We start from the raw sequence: 4,837 nt of genomic DNA on the forward strand, positions 1-4,837 counted from the left end.
GACGAGCAGTCGCCTGCCGTGAACGGTCAGCCGGGCATTCCGGTGGGACACCAAGAGGTCTTCGCCATGTTCACGACCCACCAGTGTCAACGACGCTCGTGATCAATACACCTGGGCGGCCTACGCGGTTGTGGCGATGCCGCCGTCGACGGGGATCACGGCGCCCGTCAGGTATGCGCCTGCCCGGCTGGCGAGGAACACGGCGACACCTGCCATGTCGTCGTCGCGGCCGATCCGGCGTAGTGGGGCCGACGCCGCGATCGCCTCACCGAACTCATCGAGGGTTGCAGCCATCATCGCCGACGGGAACGGTCCCGGCGCCACTGCGTTCACGGTGACGTGCTGCGGTCCTAGTTCCTTGGCGAGCACTCTGGTGAGTTGATGCAGTGCGGCCTTGCTGCTGGAGTACGAGTAGTTGGGCCGCTGGGGGATATGGATGGCGGCGATGCTGCCGATGTTGATGATCCGCGCGGGATCGTCGGCGGTGCCGGCCCTGCGAAGTGCGGGCAGCAGTGCCTGGACCAGCCAGAACGGCGACTTCAGGTTGAGGTCGACGACCGTGTCCCAGGCGGCGTCTGGGAACGTCGCCAGCGGCTCGTCCCACATGGCGCCCGCGTTGTTGACGAGGATGTCGAGACGCTCCGAGTCGGCGGTGACGAGGTCGGACAGTCGCCGACACTCGTCGTGGCGGGACAGGTCGCCGGGGATGGCCCGCACCTCGCCGAATCTGGACAGCTGTTCCTGCGCCTGAGCGCACGCTTCTGCGTTGCGGGAGCTGATGACCACGCGGGCGCCCGCCTGGAGAAGGCCACGCGCGATCATCATCCCGATGCCTCTGGTGCCACCGGTGACGAGCGCGCGCTTTCCCTGCAGATCGAAAAGTTCTGCGTGCGGTGTGAATTGGTTGTCTGCCACTTGCCGCCTTACTCGTTGGTCGTGCGGGATGATGTGTCGACGCGTCAGGTCTTCGGTTCAGCTGTCTCAACGCTATGGCCTTGGAGCGCACTCCAAGCAAGCGGATCAGGGTCCCGACGGGCCGCGTCCGCAACCGCCTCAAGCGCGGATCGCGCGGCGGACGGCCGCCCCAGTTCGACAGGGACGACTACAAGCAGCGGCACGCGGTCGAGTGCGGGATCAACGGCCTCAAGCGCCACCGGGCTGTAGCCACGAGGTATGACAAGCTCGCGGTCCGCCACGAGGCGACCGTGCTGGTCGCAGTCCTTAACGAGTGGCTGCCCGATCACACGGTTGTCACATTCGGCTGCGAGAATCGGGCTTGTTCCCGGCCGAGTGCGGCAGGAGCGCTTCGAGTGCCGTCCGAGTGGTGGAGGAGGTCGTGACGTCCATGTCGCGTCCGCTGCGCAAGCTGGGGTTTCTGACGATCGGGCTATTCGATCCGGCGGAGCCCGCCCGGGGTCACGCCGACACGCTGGAGATCATCGAGCTGGGCGAGCGGCTGGGCTTCGACAGCGCCTGGGTGCGGCACCGGCACCTCCAGTACGGCATCTCGTCGCCCGTCGCCGTGCTGGCGGCCGCCTCGCAGCGCACCCGGCGCATCGAGCTGGGGACGGCGGTGATCCCGCTGGGCTGGGAGAACCCGCTGCGCCTCGCCGAGGACCTGGCCACGGTGGACGTGCTCTCCGGTGGGCGTCTCAATCCAGGGGTCAGCGCGGGACCGCCGATCCACTACGACCAGGTCAAGGAGGCTCTCTATCCGGCCTCCGTCGAGGCGGAAGACTTCGGTTACGGGCGAGTGCGGCGGCTCCTCGACTTCATCGAGGGTGAGCCGGCCACCAACTTCAAGGGCGCCGAGGGCTTCGAGGAGTACTCCGACGTCGTCCAGCCGCACTCTCCCGGCCTCGCCCGACGCATGTGGTACGGCGGCGGCAGCCTCGCCTCGGCACGCTGGGCCGGTGAGCAGGGCATGAACCTGCTCACCAGCAGTGTGGTCAAGGCCGAGGGCCCTGACGCCCCGCTGGACTTCGCGGCGATCCAGGCGGCCCAGATCCGGGAGTTCCGCGCGCGGCACCCCGAGGGGGCGGCGGCCCGGGTCTCCCAGGGTCTGGTGGTGATCCCGACCGACTCCGCGACGGCGGGACAGCGGGCGCGATACGCCGAGTTCGCCGCCGCCCGGCTGCCCCGCACGTCCTCACCACAGGGTCCGGCGCGGCTGCTGTTCGCGCCGGATCTGGTAGGCACCAGCGAGGAGATCGCCGAGCGGCTACACGCGCACGCGGGGTTCCGCGAGGTGGACGAGGTGGCGTTCGCGCTGCCGTTCACCTTCCGGCACGAGGACTACGTACAGATCCTCACCGACATCGCGACGAAGCTCGGCCCCGCGCTGGGGCGCCCTGACGGCGGGCACCCCGGCGGCTGATCACCAGCGGCCGGGTGCCGTACCCGTCAGCGTCTCGGACGGCCTGCCGTCCACCCCGACCGGCATGTCGCCCGCCAGCATCACCCGGTGCTGGGTCGTCGAACGGAACTTCGGCTGGGCTCATGACCGCCACCCAGAGTCAACTCCGAACTGCGGCCAGCTGGGGTGCCTGGGAGCGGCTAGCTTCCGGGTGATGCCGCGCGATCGAGCCACGCCGCGCCGAGATCGGTCAGGCGCCATCGGGGGCCGGTCCCGCGCGGCTCGGTGTCATCTTCCTGAATCAGGTGCTGATCTGCGAGATGGCGCAGGTCGATGAGGATGCCGGTCTCGATGTGGGCGCCACGCCTTCCGAGTTCCAGGTCGATCGATCGCGTGTCCCAGCGCCCGGCCCCATCGCGGACCACTTCCAGGTATGCACGGGTCGGGGGAGCGCGGCGAGGCGATTCCTACTCAGGTGAGTCCGAGCAGTCCGAGCGGGCGCTCGGGGTTGCGGGCGTTGTGGCGCAGGGCGGTGGCGATGTTGTTTACCCCGGCCAGCCTCAGGGCTCCTATGGCGAGGTTGCGGCAGGTGGCCATGGCCCGGGGCGCGTTGCCAGTGCGCAGTTGCGAGGCGTCCTCGGTGAAGGTGGTGTCCCTGACATGGTGCAGGGCCTCGACCTGCCAGTGGCCACGTATGAGCTGTGCGAGGTGGGTGGGTGTGGTGTGTTCGACGGCCAGGCTGGTGACGGCGTAGACGGTCTTCATCGTCGTGGTGCCGGTTTTGCGGTGGGTGCGGCGGCGCTTGATCTGGATAGCCTGCCGGGCTCCGGGGAAGTGCAGGTTACTCACGGTGGCCGCCTTGATCCGTCGGATCTCCAATCGCCCGTGGCCGGTGCTGCGGGTGCGGCCTTGGAGCGGGATCTCCTTCCACGGAAGGGCCTTGAGCTGCTTACGGAGAAGTTTCTGGTTGCCCTTGGCGATCACGATGCAGTGGGCCCCGCGCCCCAGGAGGTAGTCGGCGTGCTCGCGCTGGGTGTGCATGGCGTCGCTGGTGATCACCACGCAGGCCCAGGTCGGCGACAGTGTCCAGGAGGGGCTGGAAGCGGGTGATCTCGTTCGTCTTGTCGCCGACGTCGAGGTGGCCCTCGTCGGCGAGGGAGCGGTAGGCCCCAGGGCCGGAGTCGACGATGCACCGTTTCGGCCAGCCACTCTTCGCTCAGGGAACACGCCCTGCGCAGTGGCGTCTCCGACGCGAGAGCCGATGTGTGACGCCTGCGCCGCCACATCGCAGCACACACGACCGCCGCCGCTCGCCGGTGCTTCAGGACGGCTCGCCGGGGAACTCGTCGGCACCGACGAGTGACGAAGGAGCCGCCGTCCACCGGCCGGTCCCGGCCCTTCGGAGCAATGGCCACCACGGGAGGCCGAACCCGGTGTAGGGAGCGGCCTTCGGCCCCTCGCGGGAACGGTCGTCTCGAAGCACTCATTCGACTTGGAGCCGGCATGAAGTCGCACACCACGCCCGTCGCCCTGGTCACGGGGTCCGACTCGGGAATCGGCCGGGCCACCGCGGTCCGGCTGGCCGAAGCCGGCCTGGACATCGGCGTGACCTGGTACCACGACCGCGAAGGCGCACAACGGACGGCGGACGAGGTTCGCAAGGCCGGACGCCGCGCCGAGGTCGAACAGTTGGACCTCACCCGCCTGCCGGAGGGCGCCGATGTCGTCGACCGGCTGGCCGTACGGCTCGGCAGGATCGACGTGCTGGTCAACAATGCGGGAACCGGCACCATGACGCCGTTTCTCGAACTGGACCTCGGCACGGTGCGCCAAGTTCTGGACGTCGACCTCGTGGGGCCTTTCCTGTGCTCCCAGCGTGCCGCCCGCCGCATGATCGCTCAGGGTGACGGCGGCCGGATCGTCAACGTCACGAGCGTCCACGAACACCAGCCGCGCGTGGGCGCGGCACCGTATTGCGCGGCCAAGGGCGGCCTCGGGCTGCTCACCCAAGTCATGGCGCTCGAGTTGGCCGAACATGGGATCACCGTCAATGCCGTCGCCCCTGGGGAGATCGCCACGCCGATGACGGGCCAGGAGGACGCCGACGTCGACGCCGAGCGGCGCCCCGGCATACCACTGGGACGGCCCGGGGACGCCCGCGAGGTCGCGGCTGTCATCGCGTTCCTGGCGGGGCCCGACGCCTCCTATGTCACGGGCGCCTCGTGGGTGGTCGACGGGGGCATGCTGCGGATGGGCCCGCAAGCCGGCAGCCACCTGCCCGACGGCGCCTGGCGCCGTCCGTGACCGGAGAGACCCGTCCCCGTTCGTCAGGGCTTGCCGGCCTGAGCGTCACTGGTCAGGTGGCGCAACGCTGACGTCGCCGAGAGCGGACTCGGAGTCACGCTCCACAGGCTCACCCATGACGTCCACCGCGAACGCCCACCACAACCAGCTCACGGCCGTCAACGCCCAGGGCACCGG

5 protein-coding genes and 1 pseudogene are annotated in these 4,837 nt (G+C 69.3%); 3 read left to right on the top strand and 3 right to left on the bottom strand.

Features of this window, described 5'->3' with window-relative positions; genetic code table 11:
- Positions 1-120: 120 nt before the first annotated feature.
- Positions 121-915: an SDR family oxidoreductase gene (locus GT030_RS00350; protein WP_161199267.1), complete on the bottom strand. Its 795-nt coding sequence runs from the start codon at positions 913-915 to the stop codon at positions 121-123.
- 134 nt (positions 916-1,049) lie between these two features.
- Between GT030_RS00350 and GT030_RS00355 the strand changes: the two are divergent.
- A pseudogene (locus tag GT030_RS00355) lies at positions 1,050-1,181 on the top strand (IS5/IS1182 family transposase); the annotation flags it as partial.
- Positions 1,182-1,336: 155 nt separating this feature from the next.
- Entirely contained in the window at positions 1,337-2,377 is a 1,041-nt protein-coding gene (locus tag GT030_RS00360) for an LLM class flavin-dependent oxidoreductase (RefSeq protein WP_161199268.1), read from the top strand.
- 179 nt (positions 2,378-2,556) lie between these two features.
- On the opposite strand, the gene GT030_RS00365 is transcribed toward GT030_RS00360, so the two are convergent.
- Both GT030_RS00365 and GT030_RS00370 read right to left on the bottom strand, forming a co-directional pair.
- The gene (locus GT030_RS00365) at positions 2,557-2,781 is read right to left on the bottom strand and encodes a hypothetical protein (protein WP_161199269.1); all 225 of its coding nucleotides are present in this window, start codon (positions 2,779-2,781) and stop codon (positions 2,557-2,559) included.
- 46 nt (positions 2,782-2,827) lie between these two features.
- Entirely contained in the window at positions 2,828-3,418 is a 591-nt protein-coding gene (locus tag GT030_RS00370) for an ISAs1 family transposase (protein ID WP_346009524.1), read from the bottom strand.
- 441 nt (positions 3,419-3,859) lie between these two features.
- Between GT030_RS00370 and GT030_RS00375 the strand changes: the two genes are divergently transcribed.
- A complete protein-coding gene (locus GT030_RS00375; RefSeq protein WP_161199270.1) occupies positions 3,860-4,660 on the top strand; it encodes an SDR family oxidoreductase in 801 nt (266 codons plus the stop codon).
- The last annotated feature ends 177 nt before the right edge of the window (positions 4,661-4,837 follow it).

This window comes from Streptomyces sp. SID1328 (genome assembly GCF_009865595.1).
GTDB lineage: Bacteria > Actinomycetota > Actinomycetes > Streptomycetales > Streptomycetaceae > Streptomyces > Streptomyces griseoluteus.

What these genes read in the sequence shown, in the direction of transcription:
- GT030_RS00375 (WP_161199270.1), top strand. Translation starts at nt 3,860, where the DNA reads ATGAAGTCGCACACCACGCCCGTCGCCCTGGTCACGGGGTCCGACTCG.